The organism is Ramlibacter sp., from assembly GCF_036383835.1.
In the GTDB taxonomy this organism is placed as follows: domain Bacteria; phylum Pseudomonadota; class Gammaproteobacteria; order Burkholderiales; family Burkholderiaceae_C; genus Ramlibacter.
In genome coordinates, this window is the sequence record NZ_DASVNN010000140.1 from 1 (window position 1) to 17,994 (window position 17,994).

The 17,994-nt window shown below is 63.1% G+C and carries 14 protein-coding genes; 4 read left to right on the forward strand and 10 right to left on the reverse strand.

Annotated elements, in window-relative coordinates:
• Positions 1 to 41 precede the first annotated feature (41 nt).
• The 6 genes from mnmE to rpmH form a co-directional block, all read right to left on the reverse strand.
• Complete coding sequence (gene mnmE / locus VF522_RS21610) at positions 42 to 1,442, reverse strand: tRNA uridine-5-carboxymethylaminomethyl(34) synthesis GTPase MnmE (protein ID WP_330910388.1); 1,401 nt, start codon at positions 1,440 to 1,442, stop codon at positions 42 to 44.
• A 22-nt stretch (positions 1,443 to 1,464) separates the two neighbouring features.
• Complete coding sequence (locus VF522_RS21615; protein ID WP_330910389.1) at positions 1,465 to 2,901, reverse strand: hypothetical protein; 1,437 nt, start codon at positions 2,899 to 2,901, stop codon at positions 1,465 to 1,467.
• A 135-nt stretch (positions 2,902 to 3,036) separates the two neighbouring features.
• On the reverse strand, positions 3,037 to 4,737 hold the full coding sequence (gene yidC / locus VF522_RS21620) for a membrane protein insertase YidC (protein WP_330910390.1): 1,701 nt from the start codon (positions 4,735 to 4,737) through the stop codon (positions 3,037 to 3,039).
• Complete coding sequence (gene yidD, locus VF522_RS21625; protein WP_330910391.1) at positions 4,734 to 4,997, reverse strand: membrane protein insertion efficiency factor YidD; 264 nt, start codon at positions 4,995 to 4,997, stop codon at positions 4,734 to 4,736. The genes yidC and yidD overlap by 4 nt, the downstream gene beginning before the upstream one ends.
• A complete protein-coding gene (locus VF522_RS21630; RefSeq protein WP_330910392.1) occupies positions 4,994 to 5,497 on the reverse strand; it encodes a ribonuclease P protein component in 504 nt (167 codons plus the stop codon). Before VF522_RS21630 ends, yidD begins: the two co-directional genes overlap by 4 nt.
• Before the next feature lie 40 nt (positions 5,498 to 5,537).
• Positions 5,538 to 5,672 carry a 50S ribosomal protein L34 gene (rpmH, locus tag VF522_RS21635; RefSeq protein WP_145893359.1) on the reverse strand — a complete coding sequence of 45 codons (135 nt, stop codon included), beginning with the start codon at positions 5,670 to 5,672 and terminating at the stop codon, positions 5,538 to 5,540.
• Between the two features lie 183 nt (positions 5,673 to 5,855).
• Here rpmH and dnaA point away from each other — a divergent pair, with 183 nt between their 5' ends.
• The 4 genes from dnaA (at position 5,856) to VF522_RS21655 (ending at position 13,805) form a co-directional block, all read left to right on the forward strand.
• Positions 5,856 to 7,268: a chromosomal replication initiator protein DnaA gene (gene dnaA, locus VF522_RS21640; RefSeq protein ID WP_330910393.1), complete on the forward strand. Its 1,413-nt coding sequence runs from the start codon at positions 5,856 to 5,858 to the stop codon at positions 7,266 to 7,268.
• Between the two features lie 190 nt (positions 7,269 to 7,458).
• The gene (dnaN, locus tag VF522_RS21645) at positions 7,459 to 8,565 is read left to right on the forward strand and encodes a DNA polymerase III subunit beta (RefSeq protein ID WP_330910394.1); all 1,107 of its coding nucleotides are present in this window, start codon (positions 7,459 to 7,461) and stop codon (positions 8,563 to 8,565) included.
• Positions 8,566 to 8,665: 100 nt separating this feature from the next.
• The gene (gene gyrB / locus VF522_RS21650; RefSeq protein ID WP_330910395.1) at positions 8,666 to 11,272 is read left to right on the forward strand and encodes a DNA topoisomerase (ATP-hydrolyzing) subunit B; all 2,607 of its coding nucleotides are present in this window, start codon (positions 8,666 to 8,668) and stop codon (positions 11,270 to 11,272) included.
• A gap of 40 nt (positions 11,273 to 11,312) precedes the next feature.
• A complete protein-coding gene (locus VF522_RS21655) occupies positions 11,313 to 13,805 on the forward strand; it encodes a DEAD/DEAH box helicase family protein (RefSeq protein WP_330910396.1) in 2,493 nt (830 codons plus the stop codon).
• Positions 13,806 to 13,882: 77 nt separating this feature from the next.
• Here the strand turns inward: VF522_RS21655 and VF522_RS21660 are convergent, their stop codons facing one another.
• From VF522_RS21660 to VF522_RS21675, 4 genes are all read right to left on the reverse strand, one after another.
• The gene (locus tag VF522_RS21660; RefSeq protein ID WP_330910397.1) at positions 13,883 to 14,686 is read right to left on the reverse strand and encodes a hypothetical protein; all 804 of its coding nucleotides are present in this window, start codon (positions 14,684 to 14,686) and stop codon (positions 13,883 to 13,885) included.
• Positions 14,683 to 15,972: a DNA cytosine methyltransferase gene (locus tag VF522_RS21665; RefSeq protein WP_330910398.1), complete on the reverse strand. Its 1,290-nt coding sequence runs from the start codon at positions 15,970 to 15,972 to the stop codon at positions 14,683 to 14,685. Before VF522_RS21665 ends, VF522_RS21660 begins: the two co-directional genes overlap by 4 nt.
• Before the next feature lie 64 nt (positions 15,973 to 16,036).
• Positions 16,037 to 16,444 (reverse strand): DNA mismatch endonuclease Vsr, encoded by a 408-nt coding sequence (locus VF522_RS21670; protein ID WP_330910399.1) that lies wholly within the window; start codon positions 16,442 to 16,444, stop codon positions 16,037 to 16,039.
• Positions 16,445 to 16,731: 287 nt separating this feature from the next.
• Positions 16,732 to 17,400: a hypothetical protein gene (locus VF522_RS21675; RefSeq protein ID WP_330910400.1), complete on the reverse strand. Its 669-nt coding sequence runs from the start codon at positions 17,398 to 17,400 to the stop codon at positions 16,732 to 16,734.
• Between the last annotated feature and the right edge of the window lie 594 nt (positions 17,401 to 17,994).

Below are 17,994 nucleotides of genomic sequence, written 5' to 3' on the forward strand. Positions count from 1 at the left end.
GACTTGTAGGCTGGGGTGCAACCCCAGCGCTGCGCGAAGCGCTACTTCCCGATGCAGAACCGGCTGAAGATCACGCCGAGCAGATCGTCGGCACTGAATTCACCGGTGATCTCGCTCAGCGCGTTCTGCGCGAGCCGCAGTTCTTCGGCGAGGAGATCGAGCGACTGCGCGCCCAACGCGATATGCGCGGCGGCTTCCATCAAGTGCCCATCGACGCGGCGCAATGCATGCAGGTGCCGCTCGCGCGCGATGAAGACGCCTTCCGGCGCGGATTGCCAGCCGGCGAGTTCGAGGAGCTTGCGCCGCAGGGGGTCGAGGCCGGCGCCGGTCTTGGCGGACAACGTCATTCCCGCGAAGGCGGGAACCCCGGGCTCCCGGGTGCCCTGGGCCCCCGCCTCCGCGGGGGTGACGGCGTCTACCTTGTTCCACACGTCGACCACCGGCAGGTCCTGCGGCAGCTTCGCCGCGATCGCGGCATCGGCGTCGCGGTAGTCGGACTCGGCAGCGCGCGTGAGGTCGTGCAGGAACACCACCGCATCGGCCTTGTGGATCTGCCCCCAGGCGCGCTCGATGCCGATCTGTTCCACCGTGTCGGCGCCTTCGCGCAGGCCGGCGGTGTCGACCACGTGCAGCGGCACGCCTTCGATCTGGATCGTCTGCCGCACCACGTCGCGGGTGGTGCCGGGAATCGGCGTGACGATGGCAAGCTCCGCGCCGGCCAGGGCGTTGAGCAACGAGCTCTTGCCGGCGTTCGGTTGCCCCGCGATCACAACGTTGATGCCTTCGCGCAGCAGCGCGCCCTGGTGCGCGCGCTGCATCACGCGCCCGAGGTTCTGCTGCAGGCGTTCGAGCTGGCCCTGCGCATCGGCCTTCTGCAGGAAGTCGATCTCTTCCTCGGGAAAGTCGAGCGTCGCTTCCACCAGCATGCGCAGGTGGATCAGCGCATCGCGCAGCGCGTGGATCTCGCGCGAGAACTCGCCGGCCAGCGAGCGCGTGGCGCTGCGGGCGGCCGCTTCGGTGGAGGCGTCGATCAGGTCGGCGATCGCTTCGGCCTGCGCGAGGTCCAGCTTGCCGTTGAGGAAGGCGCGCTGGGTGAACTCGCCGGGCTCGGCGACGCGCAGCGCGATCGCCGCGCCGGCTTCGAGGCAGCGCGCCAGCAGCAGCTGCAGGACGACCGGCCCGCCGTGCGCCTGCAGCTCCAGCACGTCCTCGCCGGTGTAGGAGTGCGGGGCGGGGAAGTGGATCGCCAGGCCCTGGTCGATGGCGCTGCCGTCGCCAGCGCGGAAGGGCAGGTACGTCGCCTCGCGCGGTTTCAGGGCCCGCCCGCACACCGCATCGACGATCGCCTGCACGTTCTTCGCCGATACCCGCACGATGCCCACCGCCCCCCGGCCCGGGGCGGTGGCGATGGCGGCGATGGGCTGGTCGAGGCGGGCGAGCATCCCGCCATTGTCGGCGAGCGCCCTACTGGAAGCGGAAGTTGCGCACCGTGCTGGCTTCGAAGCGGATGTTCTTCACCTTCCAGGCGACGCCGGCGGTGGTGGCGCTGTCCCCGAGGATCACCTGCACGCCGCTGTACGGCTTGCCGCAGGACGCGGGAGCGCTGGTGGCGAGGCCGGACGCGGTGCTGCAGGCCGGATCCGCCGCGGCGTCGCGGAACATGCCGCCGTCGCCCGTCACGCCGTCGACGATGCACGCGTTGGGATAGGTCGTGAAGTCGAAGGTCGCCAGCGTCTCGTTGCCGATGTAGTTGGGGTTGATGGCGACGCCGCCCACCGGAGCGCCGGCCGAAATGCGCCAGCCCGGGGTGTTGAAGTCGAAGTTCACGGTCGTGAACGCGCTGTCCGACAGCGGCGAAGTCGCCTGCTGCACGTAGCGCACGTACGGATCGAAGATCAGGATGCGGCGCTTGGCGCGCACGTCGGCCAGCGTGGCGTTGGCGGGCAGGGGCGTGCCGTCGCACTGCAGGTCGACCGTGAGGTTGACGTAGGCGTAGACGTTCCTGCCGCCGACCAGGGTCGGGCCCTTGACGTCCATCGCCATGGACTTGAAGTCCTTCAGCTTGGTGCCGGCCAGGCCCGGCAGCTGCAGCACCGCCTTGTTGCCGTTGCCGCCGCCCACGAAAGCGCCGACGGAGTTGGTGCCGGCCTGCAGCGCCATGGTCAGTTCGTCGCCGCTGGCCGCGAGCGAAGCCTTGTTCAGCTGCGGCATGGCCGCGAGTTCGGCGGCGGTGAAGACATGCGTGAGGGGCAGCGGGACGCTGGAGGTTCCGCTGGCGGCGTCGGCCACGAGGTCCGAGAGGCTGGCGCCCGTGTCTGCGAGCGATCGGGCGATCTGCTCCAGCAGGTCGTCGTAGGCGTCCCCGGCGACGGGACTGAACGCGCCGGTCAGCGGATCCGCGGGCACGGAGGCGTACCCCGAGGCTTGCAGCAGGGTCGTGACCTGGGTCACGCCTTGCTGCAGGGCGGTGCGCGCGGCGTCGAGCGTCGGCAGCGTCGTGATGCTGGCCGGGTCGGCCTGGAAGGCCTTGGCCACCACCAGCGTCGTGAGCGGCGTGACGTTCAGGGGCGCGGCATCCAGCGCCAGCGAGTAGAGCGACTGGCCGGCCGGCACGTTGCCGCCGCTGACGGCCACGAGACAGGGGAAGGTCTGGCCGTTCAAGGCGGCCGTCCAGGCGCCGCCCGTCGTGGTGGTGACGCTGATCGCGGCGCCGGTGGCGCAGCGAACGGACACCGTGCCGCCGACCACGGGCGCGCCGACGGCGGCGACCCCGCTGAGGGAAGCGCCACCGCCCGAGGGGCTGCCGCCTCCACCACCTTCAGCGCCGCCTCCACCACCGCATGAAGCCAAGCCGGCGAGCAGCCATGCGGCCGCCAGCGATCGAAGTACACGAGTGTTCATCTGTAACGAGCCCCCTCAAAAAGTCGCGGATTGTATGAATTCGTTCACGACTGTAGAGCACCGTTCGGCGGAACGCGGGTTGACCCGGAAAGCAAAAAGCGGCCTAAAGGCCGCTTTTTTCCAAAGAGAGAGGGGTTACCTCAGCTTCGGCAGGTTGAACTCCGGCGGCACGCCCATGCGGACGTTGATCAGCCATTGCTGCGCGATCGACAGCAGGTTGTTGGTGATCCAGTACAACACCAGGCCGGCCGGGAAGAAGAAGAACATCACCGAGAAGATCAGCGGCATGAACCACATCATCTTGGCCTGCATGGGGTCCGGCGGCACCGGGTTCAGGGCCGTCTGCAGCAGCGTGGTGAGCGTCATCACCACCGGCAGGATGAAGTACGGGTCCTTCTGCGACAGGTCGTGAATCCAGCCCACCCAGGGCGCGCCGCGCATCTCCACGGAGGACAGCAGCACCCAGTACAGTGCGATGAACACCGGGATCTGCACCATGATCGGCAGGCAGCCGCCCAGCGGGTTGACCTTCTCCTCGCGGTAGATGCGCATCATCTCCTGCTGCATCTGCTGCGGGTTGTCCTTGAGGCGCTCGCGCAGGGCCATCACCTTGGGGTTGATGGCCTTCATCTTGGCCATGCTCTGGTAGCCCTTGGCCTGCAGCCAGTAGAAGGCGATCTTGATGATCAGCACCAAGCCCACGATGGACCAGCCCCAGTTGCCCAGGAAGCCGTGCAGCTTGTCCAGCAGCCAGTACAGCGGCTTGGCCAGGATGGCGAACATGCCGTAGTCCTTCACCAGGTCCAGGCCCGGGTAGACGCGTTCCAGCATCTTCTCTTCCTGCGGGCCGGCGAAGAAGCGGGCGTCGCGCGCCTGCACCTGGCCGGGGGCGATGGCGGGCAGCGGCGAGATCATGCCCACCGAGTACAGGTTGTTGTCGACCTTGCGCACGAACAGCTCGCGGGCGATGCCGTCGGCCATCAGCCAGGCACTCGCGAAGTAGTGCTGCACCATGGCGATGTAGCCGCTGGTGGCGTTCTTCTCGATCTCCGCCTTGTTCTTCTCGATGTCGGTGAACTCCACCTTCTGGAACTTGTGCGACTCGGTGTAGACCGCCGGGCCGGTGAAGGTCGAATAGAAGGAGGATTCGCCCGGCAGCTTGTTGCCGTCGCGCACGAGCTGCATGTACAGCTGCGGCGTCACAGGCGCGGAGCCGGTGTTGACCACCTCGTGGCGCACGGCGACGTCGTAGGCGCCGCGGTGGAAGGTGTAGGTCTTCACCAGCTTCACGCCACCCTGCACCGGCGACTCGAAGCGGATCGCCAGTTCGTTGGCGCCGTCCTTGAGCGTGCGCTCGCCCGGCAACGCGGTCATCACCGTCTTGTGCGTCGGGAAGTCGCCGCCGATCAGGCCGCTCTGCGCCACGTAGACGCGGTCGGGCCCCTGGTCGAGCAGCACGTAGTTGATGCCCGGCTTGTCGCCCGCGAGTTTCGGGAACTCGGTGTGGACGATGGTGCCGCCTTCGGTGTCGAACACCACCCGCAGCACGTCGGTGCTGACGGTGATGCGCTCACGCGGCGCGGCGGCCGGGGTCGTGGCGGTACCGGTGGTGGGCACGGCACCCGGCGCGGCGGCCGTCACCGTGGCCGTAGTCGCGGGCACGCCGTCGGCGGCGGGCGCCGAAGCAGCCGGGGCAGGCGCCTTGGCGGTGGCCGCCGGCTTGCCGGAGGGAAAGAAGGTCGCCTGGCGGCCGTTGTAGACCTGCCATTGGTCCCAGAGCATCACCAGCGAGAAGCCGAAGATCACCCAGAGGATGGTGCGGCGGATGTCGGTCATGGAGTTTTCTTCTGTTGGAAGCCCCAGCGGCTGAAGAGCCGGGGTTTGTCTTCGGGCACGGGGTCAGGGCCGCCCGCGCACCAGGGGTGGCAGCGGGCGATGCGCGCCGCCGTCAGGTAAGTACCGGCGACGGCGCCGTGCCGCTCGAGAGCCTCCAGGGAATAGAGGGAGCAGGTGGGCGTGAAGCGGCAGGCCGATCCTATCCAGGGGGAGAGGAGGAGGCGGTAGCCTTTGACGAGGGTGATGAGGGCGCGCTTCATCGGTCGCCCTCCTGGATCCCGGCTTTCGCCGGGATGACAACGCTCTGGGTTCCCGCCTGCGCGGGAATGACTTTGGCGAACAGCTGCTGCAGTTCGCCGCGGACCGACGCTTTCAGGGCGTCGGACCACGCGCTGGGGAACTGCGTGCGGGCGAACTCCGTCCTCAGCCGCACGACGAGGGCGGCTGAAGGCAGGCGAGTCGCGAAGTCCGCGCTCACGGCGTAGATCTGGCGCTTGATCCCGTTGCGGGTCACCGCGCGTTTCGCCCAGCGCTTGGGCACGACGGCCCCGATCCAGGGTTCGTCGTGGACAGCAAACAGGGGTTTGTCATTCCCGCGGAGGCGGGAAACCAGGGCTTCCGAAGACTCCTGGACGCCCTGGGCCCCCGCCTGGGCGGGGGTGACGAGGACCGCGCGATGCAGCACGAAGTGAGCGGTCCGGGAGGCGGTGCCGCCTGCCATCGCTGCCTCGTACTGTGCCCGGGTTTGCAGCCGCTGCACTATCGGCAGGCGCAGGCGTGCGCTTGGCGATTCGCTCGGCTTAGGCGGCCAGGCGCTTGCGGCCCTTGGCGCGGCGCGCGTTGATCACGGCGCGGCCGCCACGGGTCTTCATGCGGACCAGGAAGCCGTGGGTACGAGCGCGGCGCACTTTGGAGGGTTGGTAGGTGCGTTTCATGTTGGTTCTCGGGAAAACCCGGCATTATCCCCAAAATGGCCTGCCCAGGCAAACGCGGGGCTTGTCAAGTCGCTGTGCATTGACCGCGTCGGTGCCTCCGCGGCTTGTGTGGATAAGGTGTTCAGCAACTAGAATGCGCCGTTTCGCGCGACAAAACTAATCCACAGGAGCGACGGGGCACACATGAGCGAGGGGAAACAGAGCAGGCTGGCGTCCGCACCCAGCCTGGAAGCGGGCGACGGCCTCTGGCAGGCGTGCGTCGACCAGCTGGCACAGGAACTCCCCGAGCAGCAGTTCAACACCTGGATCAAGCCTCTCACGGCCCAGGTGTCCGACGATTTTTCGAGGGTCACGCTGTTCGTGGCCAACCGCTTCAAACTCGACTGGGTCCGGGCCCAGTACGCCGGCAAGATCTCCGCGATGCTGGAGAAGCTGTACGGCCAGCCGGTGCAGATCGAGTTAGCCATCACTCCGCGGGAAACCGGCGTCCGTGCTTACACAGCACCGGCCGTGGCAGCGACGGCACCGGCCTCCGAGCCGGTCGAGATCGAGGAAGACAACGCGCCGGCGGCGTTCAAGACGCGCCTGAACACGGCGCTCACTTTCGACACGCTGGTGGAAGGCACGGCCAACCGCATGGCGCGGGCCGCGGCCATGCACGTGGCGGGCACGCCGGGCCATCTTTACAACCCGCTGTTCATCTACGGCGGGGTCGGTCTGGGCAAGACGCACCTGGTGCACGCCGTGGGCAACCGGCTGCTGGCCGACAAGCCGAATTCCAAGGTTCTCTACATCCACGCCGAACAGTTCGTCTCGGATGTGGTTAAAGCCTACCAGCGCAAGACTTTCGACGAGTTCAAGGAGCGCTACCACTCGCTGGACCTGCTCCTGATCGACGACGTCCAGTTCTTCGCCAACAAGGACCGCACCCAGGAAGAATTCTTCAACGCCTTCGAGGCCCTGCTGGCCAAGAAGAGCCACATCGTGATGACGTCGGACACCTATCCCAAGGGCCTGGCGGACATCCACGAGCGGCTGGTGTCGCGCTTCGATTCCGGCCTGACGGTCGCCATCGAGCCGCCCGAGCTCGAGATGCGGGTGGCCATCCTGATCAACAAGGCGCGCGCCGAAGGCACCGAGATGCCCGAGGAAGTGGCCTTCTTCGTGGCCAAGAACGTCCGCTCCAACGTCCGCGAGCTGGAAGGGGCGCTCCGCAAGATCCTGGCCTACTCCCGCTTCAACCAGAAGGAAATCTCCATCCAGCTGGCGCGGGAGGCGCTGCGCGACCTGCTGTCGATCCAGAACCGGCAGATCAGCGTGGAGAACATCCAGAAGACGGTGGCCGACTACTACAAGATCAAGGTCGCCGACATGTACAGCAAGAAGCGCCCGGCCTCGATCGCCCGCCCGCGGCAGATCGCCATGTACCTGGCCAAGGAACTCACCCAGAAAAGCCTGCCCGAGATCGGCGAACTGTTCGGCGGCCGCGACCACACGACGGTGCTGCACGCGGTGCGCAAGATCTCGGCGGAGCGCCAGCAGCTGACGGAGCTGAACCAGCAGCTGCACGTGCTGGAGCAGACGCTGAAGGGTTGACCGTCACCCCCGCGCAGGCGGGGGCCCAGGGCGTCCCACGCGCGCGCAGCGCGCTCCCAACCTCCCGGATGCCCTGGGTTCCCGCCTTCGCGGGAATGACGCGTTGCGGCTAGGTAAGTGCTTGTGAAATAAGCGAAAATAACGGTTTCACCCGGCACACGACAACGAATTGCATTAGGAAGAGGAAGACATGATCGTCTTGAAGGCAACGCAAGAAAAACTGCTCTCGGTCCTCCAGTCGGTGGCGGGCATCGTCGAGAAGCGGCACACCTTGCCCATCCTCGCCAACGTCCTGATCCGCAAGACCGCCGGCAACCTGCAGTTCACCACCAGCGACCTCGAGATCCAGATCCGCACCACGGCCGATCTCGATGGCGATGCCGGCAACTACACCACCACCGTGGGCGCGCGCAAGCTGATCGACATCCTGCGCACCATGCCCAGCGACCAGACGGTCAGCATCGAGAGCAACCAGAACAAGCTGGTGATGAAGGGCGGCAAGTCGCGCTTCACGCTGCAGACGCTGCCCGCCGAGGACTTCCCGCTGGTGCAGGAAGCCCCGAGCTTCGGGCCGAAGTTCTCGGTGCCGCAGAAGACGCTGAAGGACCTGCTGAACCAGGTCTCCTTCGCCATGGCGGTGCACGACATCCGCTACTACCTCAATGGCATCCTGTTCGTGGCCGAGGGCAAGTCGCTCTCGCTGGTGGCCACCGACGGCCACCGCCTGGCCTTCGCCTCCGCCAACCTCGACGTCGAAGTGCCGCGCCAGGAAGTGATCCTGCCGCGCAAGACCGTGCTGGAGTTGCAGCGCCTGCTGTCCGACGCCGAAGGCGCGATCGAGATGCAGTTCGCCAACAACCAGGCCAAGTTCGCCTTCGGCGGCATGGAGTTCGTGACCAAGCTGGTCGAAGGCAAGTTCCCCGACTACAACCGCGTCATCCCCAAGAACCACAAGAACTCGGTGACGCTCGGCCGCGCGCCGCTGCTGGCCAGCCTGCAGCGCACCGCCATCCTGACCAGCGAGAAGTTCAAGGGCGTGCGCCTGAACATCGAGCCGGGCACGCTGCGGGTGGCGAGCAACAACGCCGAACAGGAAGAAGCCGTGGACGAGCTCGACATCGATTACGGTGGCGACGCCATCGAGATCGGCTTCAACGTCACCTACCTGATCGACGCCCTGGCCAACATGGACCAGGACATGGTGAAACTGGAACTGGCCGACGCCAACAGCTCGGCGCTGCTCACGATCCCCGAGAACGCGAGCTTCAAGTACGTCGTGATGCCGATGCGCATCTGAGACGTACGTCACCCCCGCGCAGGCGGGGGCCCAGAGCATTGAGAAACCAGGGCAGAAGCCCTGGGTCCCCGCCTTCGCGGGGATGACGAAACAGAAGGTTATGGCCCAAGACAACAGCACCCCCCTCCCCGAAGACAACGCCGGCCAGCCGGCGGTCCCACCCGCGGGGGGCGGCGACTACGGCGCCAGCTCGATCCAGATCCTCGAAGGCCTGGAGGCCGTGCGCAAGCGCCCCGGCATGTACATCGGCGACACGTCCGACGGCACCGGCCTGCACCACCTGGTGTTCGAGGTGGTCGACAACTCCATCGACGAGGCCCTGGCCGGCCACTGCGACGACATCGTCGTCACCATCCACACCGACAACTCGATCTCGGTGGTCGACAACGGCCGCGGCATCCCCACCGGCATCAAGTGGGACGACAAGCACGAGCCCAAGCGCAGCGCCACCGAGATCGCGCTGACCGAACTGCACGCCGGCGGCAAGTTCAACCAGAACAGCTACAAGGTGTCGGGCGGCCTGCACGGCGTGGGCGTGAGCTGCGTGAACGCGCTGTCCTCGATGCTGCGCGTGACGGTACGCCGCGAAGGCAAGGTCCACACGCTCGAATTCAGCAAGGGCTTCGTGGTGCAGAGCGGCGACGTCCACGAGGAAGCCAACCCGCAGACCGGCGACAAGGCGCTGATCCGCCCCATGCACATCCTGGGTGACACCGACAAGCGCGGCACCGAGGTGCACTTCCTGCCGGACACCGAGATCTTCAAGGAAAACTTCGATTTCCACTACGAGATCCTGTCCAAGCGCCTGCGCGAGCTGAGCTTCCTGAACAACGGCGTGCGCATCCGCCTGCTGGACGAGCGCAGCGGCAAGGAAGACGACTTCGCCGGCGCCGGCGGCGTGAAGGGCTTCGTCGAGTACGTCAACAAGGGCAAGCAGGTGCTGCACCCGAACGCCTTCAACGCGATCGGCGAGAGCAAGAGCGACCAGCAGACCATGATCGGCGTCGAAGTCGCGATGCAGTGGAACAGCGGCTACAACGAACAGGTCCTCTGCTTCACCAACAACATCCCGCAGCGCGATGGCGGCACCCACCTGACGGGCCTGCGCGCGGCGATGACCCGCGTCATCAACAAGTACATCGAAGACAACGAGCTGGCCAAGAAGGCCAAGGTGGAGATCTCCGGCGAAGACATGCGCGAGGGCCTCACCTGCGTGCTGAGCGTGAAGGTGCCCGAGCCCAAGTTCTCCAGCCAGACCAAGGACAAGCTGGTCTCCAGCGAAGTGCGCGGCCCGGTGGAAGACGTGGTGGCCAACAAGCTGAACGACTTCCTGCAGGAACGGCCCAACGACGCCAAGATCATCGTCGGCAAGATCGTGGAAGCCGCCCGCGCCCGCGAGGCCGCCCGCAAGGCCCGCGAGATGACGCGCCGGAAGGGCGTGCTCGATGGCATGGGCCTGCCCGGCAAGCTGGCGGACTGCCAGGAGAAGGACCCGGCGCTCTGCGAGATCTACATCGTGGAGGGCGACTCCGCCGGCGGCAGCGCCAAGCAGGGACGCGACCGGAAGTTCCAGGCCATCCTGCCGCTGCGCGGCAAGATCCTGAACGTGGAGAAGGCGCGCTACGAGAAGCTGCTCACCAGCAACGAGATCGTCACGCTGATCACCGCGCTGGGCACCGGCATCGGCAAGGCGGCGGTGGAAAGCGGCAAGAGCGGGGTGGACGACTTCGACGTCGCCAAGCTGCGCTACCACCGCATCATCATCATGACCGACGCCGACGTGGACGGCGCGCACATCCGCACGCTGCTGCTCACGTTCTTCTACCGCCAGATGCCCGAGCTGGTGGAGCGCGGCCACATCTACATCGCGCAGCCGCCGCTGTACAAGGTGAAGGCCGGCAAGGAGGAGCTGTACCTGAAGGACGGCCACGAGCTCGATGGCTTCCTGATGCGCATCGCCCTGAACCACGCCAAGGTGGAGACCGGCGGCCCCGACAACCGCGTGATCGAAGGCGACACGCTGGCCGAACTGGCGCGCAAGCACCAGGTGGCCGAAAACGTGATCAACCGCCTGAGCGGCTTCATGGACGCCGAGGCCCTGCGCGCCATCGCCGACGGCGTGGTGCTGAACCTGGACACGGTGCCTGAAGCCGAGGCCAGCGCCGTCAAGCTGCAGGCCAAGCTGCAGGAGATCGACCGGCTGACGAATGCGGCGCCGGCGGAAGTGGCGGGCGAGTTCGACGCGCGCAGCGACAAGCCGATCCTGCGGATCTCGCGGCGGCATCACGGCAACATCAAGTCGAGCGTGATCACGCAGGACTTCGTGCATGGGGCCGACTACAAGGCGCTGGCCGAAGCGGCGGATACCTTCCGCGGGCTTCTGGGCGAGGGCGCGGTGGTGAAGCGCGGCGAGGGCGAGAAGGCGCGCGAGGAGAAAGTCGGCGACTTCCGGACGGCGATGAACTGGCTGATCACCGAGGCCGAGCGGACGACGAGCCGCCAGCGCTACAAGGGCCTGGGCGAGATGAATCCCGAGCAGCTGTGGGAGACCACGATGGACCCGAACGTGCGGCGCCTGCTGCGCGTGCAGATCGATGACGCGATCGAGGCGGATCGGGTGTTCACGATGCTGATGGGGGATGAGGTGGAGCCGCGAAGGGATTTCATCGAAACCAACGCGCTCCGGGCCGCGAACATCGACGTGTAGTGTGCCCGGCGTCGCGGACGCCTTCTGAGAGGATTGGCTAATGAGCGGGATTTTTAACTTCGGTGCCCTTAGCAACCCTTCTTCCTTCTCTCTGCCAAGCACGATGGCGGAGCTGTTCGAACAACTTGATCGCCGTGCGGCTTTTGAAAGCTTGCGGCCTGTTCAGATCGAGGCGCTTTCCGGTCTGGATGCTCAAGCTAACGAGCGAGACGTTGTCCTCAAGCTGGGAACGGGTGCCGGAAAGACGGTAGTAGGCTTAGTCTTCGCGGAGTTTCAGCGTCGAAAACATCGCGGCGCGCCGATTGCGTACCTGTGTCCTACGAATCAACTCGTTTCTCAGGTACTGGATACTGCAAAGGCGCTTGGTATCGAGGCGGAAAACTTCTCAGATAGCGGCGGTGTTCCGTATCGGGCGCTCGCTGGTGACGCTGTGCTCGTCACAACCTATGACCGGGCATTCAAGGCGAATACGAAGTTCCAGAATCACAAGGTGCAGCCTGCGGCTTACGTCCTGGACGACGTGCACTCCGGCGTTGAGCGGGTTAGGCAAGCCTATACGGCGGGATTTGGAGCTGCTCCCCATGCGCGTATGTTGCGGCTGCTATCGCCGATATGTTCGGGCTTTGAGAAAGGCACCTGGAGAGACCTAGACGCGGGGAGCCCAGGAGCGCGATACGAAGTTCCTTTTTGGGTGGCGGCATCCATGCAGGATGCTCTTCTCTCTCTCGTGCATGAAGCCAGGGCTGACAAAGACCTCGTCTTCTCACTTCCGAATATTGAGCGTTTGCTCGACCACTGTCGTTTGGCGGTTTCAGGGCTAGTTTCTGAACTGAGTCTGCCCGTGACACCGATTGAGGAGAACACTGCATTTGAGCATGCGAGCGCTCGACTATTTATGTCGGCAAGCGTGAAGGATGGTTCTGGACTGATTCGCGATCTCGGGTGCAGCATTGATGCTTTGAAGCGCGTGGTGGAGCCACCGTCGGACAAGGGAACCGGCGAGCGGATGGTGATTCCGGTTGCCCAAGTGGACCACTCCATCCGTTCGGAAGACATCGCAAAGCTTTGCTCCCTGCTCACATCGCGTAGCAACGTCGTCGTCCTTTGCAGTGCGGGTTCTCAGGCCAGCGTTTGGACCGATGCCGGGGCGAAGCTAGTTCAGGGCTCCGATGTTGAAGCAGCCGTCGCGCGGCTTCGCGAGATTCCGCGTGGCCAATTTGTTGTGTTCACTCAGCGCTTTGATGGCATCGATCTACCTGATGACGCTTGCCGGATTCTTGTGGTTGATGGTGTGCCAGTTGGCGAGCGCGTGATTGATGGGGTTGAGAGCGAGCGCCAGAGAAACTCACCTGGATATTACGTACGAGCCGTTAACCGCTTCGAGCAAGCGCTAGGGCGCGCCGTGAGATCTAGCGCTGATTACTGTGCGGTGCTATTAGTAGGTGCTGAGCTGAGCAGCTTCGTCGGGCGAAAGGAGGTGCGACAATTGCTAGAGCCGCACGTCGCAGAGCAGATCGAGCTCGGTAAGGGGCTCGCCGCACAGCTTGCTGGGCAGAAGCTGTCCCTCGATGGCATTCACAGAGCGTTGGACCTCTCGCTTAACCGCGAAGAAGGCTGGAAAGAAGCACACCGACAGCGCCTTGCGCGCGTTCCAAAACAACCGCGCGTTCCAGGCACCGTCAGTCTTCTCGAAGAAGTCGCTCAGATGGAGCGCGCAGCATGGCTGTCCGCGAAGGCGAACAATCATCAGCGCGCGCTTCGCGAAATTTCCGCCGCCGCCGAAATGGACGGTCTGCACAAGAGTCAACGCGCGGAGCTTCTCTATAGAGGCGCTTCATACGCACAATTCTTTGATCCAGCGAGAGCTCTAGAGATTCACCGAGCTGCGTATTTGCTGAACAGCGAGTTGCCACGTCCTGTCGAGTTGCCGGATCGAGTCTACGCAAAGGTAGGCACGCAAGAAGTCCTAGTGAAGGCGGGTTTGGCACAGTTCTCTTCCAGCAAGGCCGCCCTGGCGCATCTTCAGTCCATCCGCGGAAAGTTGAGCTTTTCACAACGTAGCGACACAGTGGAGGAGGGACTGAGAGATTTGGGCGAACTGCTTGGTGCAGGTGCGACGAGGCCCGAAAGGGAGGGCGGACGAGGTCCCGACGTTCTCTGGCAATTCGATTCGATGGGATTCTGCATCGAAGCCAAGTCAGAGAAAGTGGCGCCAATCGACAAGTCCGACGCCGAACAATTGCTAATGAGCACTGAGTGGACGCGAAAGGCGCTGCAATATGGCCAGCAAGGCGTCGTATCTGTGTTCGCCACAAATGTGCTTGCCGTAGACCGGGCTGAGGATGTGGCATTTGGCCCCCTGCTGTTGTCGGAGGCGACTATTCAGGAGATTGTCTCCGACCTCCAGAAAGCCATCTTGAATGTCCCCTTCGAAGGAGCACTATTTCTTGACGAGGGAAAGATCGCTGAAGCGCTAAGATCCAATCGACTGACCCCGGCAGCGCTTCGCGCTCGGCTGCCGAAGTTCAAGTGATGGCTGGGGTTCGAGACGTATCGCCAGAATTGCTGCCGCTTCACCGTCCCCGTCAGACTGATAGTGGCTTTCGCTGACTACCGGTATGTAGAAATTTCGGTGCGATCCAGCTCGCCAGCAGGCACCAGCTTGTAGTGCCGCTCCTCCACGACGCGCACCTCGTCGTCCTCAACGGTCAACTCAAAGATCGCAATCCGATCCGAAGCGAGAAACTGCACCGATATGGGCCTGCAGCGCAGATGGGGAAATTTTCCCTGGCACCAAGCCATGTCCTGCCGCGTCTGAACGACGGAGATCTGATCGCTTCCGCCCTTCGCCTGGACAGGTATGGCGTAGTGGGCACCAAACTTGTCAATTCCTACGTAGAGCTCGTCGATTTCGATCTGACCTATCGAGCGTACCGTTGTACGCAGATGGTTTTGCAATGAAGAAGTCGTAATGCCGAGGAAAACGTCGAGCAGTCTGTTATACCGCACCTTTGCCAGCAAAGCCTGCTCGTCATCCAAAGCATAAGCCGCGATGATTTCTGGCGTGCTGTCAGGGATCTTGATCGTTGCCAGTGCTGGATTTGGCACGATCCTGTTTTTCTTCACCAGACGAAATCGGTACTTAGAACGCCCCGCGAGTTCGATAATCCACTCGGAGCCCGCGGCCTGAGTCTTCAGCACAGACGCTGGCATCTGTGTTCGGAATCGCATGGAGTAGATAACGTCCCCAAGATTCTCAGGAAGCTGGATTTTCAACGTTGTAGCGGCTCTCTTGAGTTCTTCCCGTTCAAATTCGAGGGAGGTTAAACCCCTCTTGTATAGGTCAAAGAAGATTTTCTCAATCAAAGCCGCGTACCTGTTGGACGCTCTCGTCGCACTGGTATTTGTCTTCATGCGTAGGCAAGTTTGCCTTGTGTGTCGCTCGGCTCGACCGAATCTTGCCGCTGTTTGAGAGGGATCCGCTTGCGGGAAATGACGTCCTGCGATACGCCAAAGTAGCGCGCAGCATCCTTCATGGCCATTGTCAGAAGATAACCGGGGCCGAGCTCCACTTCGTCCAAAGGCTTTACCTGTTCTACTCCAAGTGCGCGAATGATCTCTGTGGCCACCGCACGTCCCAGCAGCGGCGGCACCGAGTTTCCAATCTGGCGAAATCCATGCCACTTCGTAACGTTGAATCTGAACCAGTCGGGATAGGAATGGAGTCGCGCGGCTTCACGGACGGTGATAACGCGTGGCGCAAACGGGTGGATCGGTCGCGGCGAAGTGAACGCGCCGCGATCACTGGCTGTCCCGGCACGCAGCGTATTACATACCCCCTCAGGATCCAACTTCAGAAAGCGGCTAACGGGTTCGACCTTCCCATGTTCCGTTCCCGCAAAACGCTTGCGAGAGAGTTCCGTATGAACAGTTAGGGCGCTGGATGTAAGGAGCTTCCGATCATACTTCCTCACGTAGGAGAAATCGTCCGGATCAACTCTGCTTCCTCGCAAAACACTTGCATAAACGGAGGGACGGCCGAACTTGGCCGCAACCGAATCCTGCGACCAGAGCTCGTCATAGCTTTCTGCTTCCGGCAAGTCGGCAAGTGCCTGCCTCACGGTTACGGATTTGTTCTGGCACGGATACTCCGGAAGAGAGCAGTCCTTTCGCGCACCTATAAGAAATAGGCGTTCGCGAGATTGAGGTACGCCGAAGGCAGCCGCGTTAAGCACCTGATAAGGCGAGAGTACTTGATACTCTGCCTCCTTGAAGGCTTCTATTACTTCGTCCAGAAACTTACGATGTTTTCCGAGCGTAAGGCCGCGAACGTTCTCGAACACGAAGTACCGCGGCTTGAGCTCAGACACGAGTCGAACGAAGTGATGGACGAGTCGATTGCGGGGGTCATCGAGGGCTCTCTTACCGATCATCGAAAACCCCTGGCAAGGCGCCCCGCCGAACACGACATGAATGTCTTTTTTCCCAAGCCCAGCTTTTGCCCGGATTTCGTCTCCCGTCACATCGACGACGCTCTTACATATGGTGGCCGTCCGAGGAAAGTTGAACTTATGCGCCGCGCAGTGCACTGGATCTAGTTCGACTGCAGCCGCGACGTCGAACCCCGCCGACTCGAAACCCAGACTGAGCCCCCCTACCCCTGCGAAGAGGTCGATCCCGACTGGTCGTTGGTCTTTCATTTTCTTTAAGGCTGATCGCGCCATTCCCGATCCTAATTGAAGTCTTTGAGTTTGTCGATCGGACCTAACGCTCAAGGAACCTCCTTAACCGCCGCTCCAATCGTTCCTGATTGCTGGTCTCGCACTGCCACACAGTTAGCACTCTCCATCCGGCCATCTTAAGCAATGCCCCTTTTTCAACGTCCCGCTCTTTATTGCGGTTCAGCTTCGGTTGCCAGTACTCCAACTTGCTTTTCGGGGCCCGCCCAAGATGACACCCATGCGCGTGCCAAAAGCAACCGTGGACAAGGATCACGCTGCGATACTTCGGAAGCACAATGTCCGGAGTACCTGGCAGATCCTTGCGATGGAGGCGGAACCGGTAGCCCATTCTGTGCAGAAGTGAGCGCACAGCCAGTTCGGGCGCGGTGTTCTTCGTCTTCACCGCTTTCATTAACGCAGTGCGCCGCTCAGGCGTTAACCGGTCGACCACGCTATTCCTCCGAACTTTGCAGTCAAAATCTTGGGTAGGAGTTCACCGACGAGCGACCTGGCGCTCTGACGGACGCGCCACGCCCTCGAGTATGCCTGCCTCCGACGGCCACGCACCCTGACCACGTTCGCTGGCTGTCGTGCCTCCGCTGCCGGCAGACGTCTTCGTGAGAAAGATCATTGGTGGTGACTCGATCTGCCGCCCACGTTTCCTCCGACAAGTCAGTCGCGCGCGGCAAACTTCTACCTCCCCACGTTGGCCGGAACCAGGCGACAGGCGCGCCACATCTACTCGTTCCATGCGTCGTCCGGAGGAATGTATGGAGCGGCGATCAACGCAGCCCGATAACACTCTGCGGCTGCAATTTCCAACTCGTAGCGAACCTGCTCCAACATCTGCAAAGTATTGTTGTGCAGCCGCTCAATTAGCGCGTCGCTTGCAGACCCAATTTCGAGCTCTCTTTGAATCAAGCGGCTACGCAGAAGACGTAGATAGTCCATGGCTCTGGCAATACGATGTGCAGCTTGAAGCGGGAGGGGGATAAGAGCGGTCAACGTGTCACGGCGGAACAGTGTCAGCTGATTGTCTGCCAGCGCATCTCTTACGCGCTTTAGAAGCGTGCGGCGTTCTTGCACTGGGGAAAAAGTCAGCGCAGCGTCCAGAGACACCACCGTGTCAAGTAGGTGGGACAACCTCCCGGAGATCTCGCTAGCAACGAGCTGAGCAATCTGAATCTGCTGGCGTGCGGCTTGCCGACGAGCGTCCACACCGAGCCAGAGTGCCACAATGACGGCTGCACACGTACCAATGGCAGTGAGCAAATCGTGCCACGTTCGGGTTGACGGCACCAGAAAGTTTGAGATACCGGTCCGCAAAGATTCGTTCGCCGCCAGATGAATCAGCATCACGATGATTGCGGTCACGGTCCACCATACGATCAAGTGCCATTTCTGCATTCGGTCTCCTGTGCGCGTGACTTTATCCCGAGCCGGCAGGCTCAAAGTTTGAGCCGACCAATCGCGCGCCCTGATCGGCCCGCATGCGCAACGTGCGTTGTGCCGGAATACCCGATAGCTTGCCGCAGAATGCCTTGCAGCACGTTGGAGATGCCCTGTAAGAATCCCGGCAAGGTCCTGCTAGAAGTCAGCGACAGCATCCTAACCGTGACGCTAAATCGTCCGTCGAAGCTGAACGCCATCGCACCTCCCCGCGCCGGTCCTCGCAGTACACGCTCTGGTCCGACACGGTCATGGTCGCACCCGTCCTGTACTTCTCGGGACCAGTGTCCCTGATCGTCAGCGCCAGGTTCACTGGCATCTTGGAGGTCTCGTGCAGCAGGCTTCCGTTGGCCCTGTAGACGCTGTAGCAGACGACTTGGGCCATCCCGGCCCAGGCGAGGCATGCTTTTTCGGACATGCCGGTTTCTCCTGAGCGCCCGAGGATCCCAAGGCGGCGCGGGAACGACAACGAACCCGTGGCGTAAACGCCCGCGTCGCCTATGGGATGCCGCGCATGCCGGATCGGGCGGCGTGCCGACGTCGGCACATGAA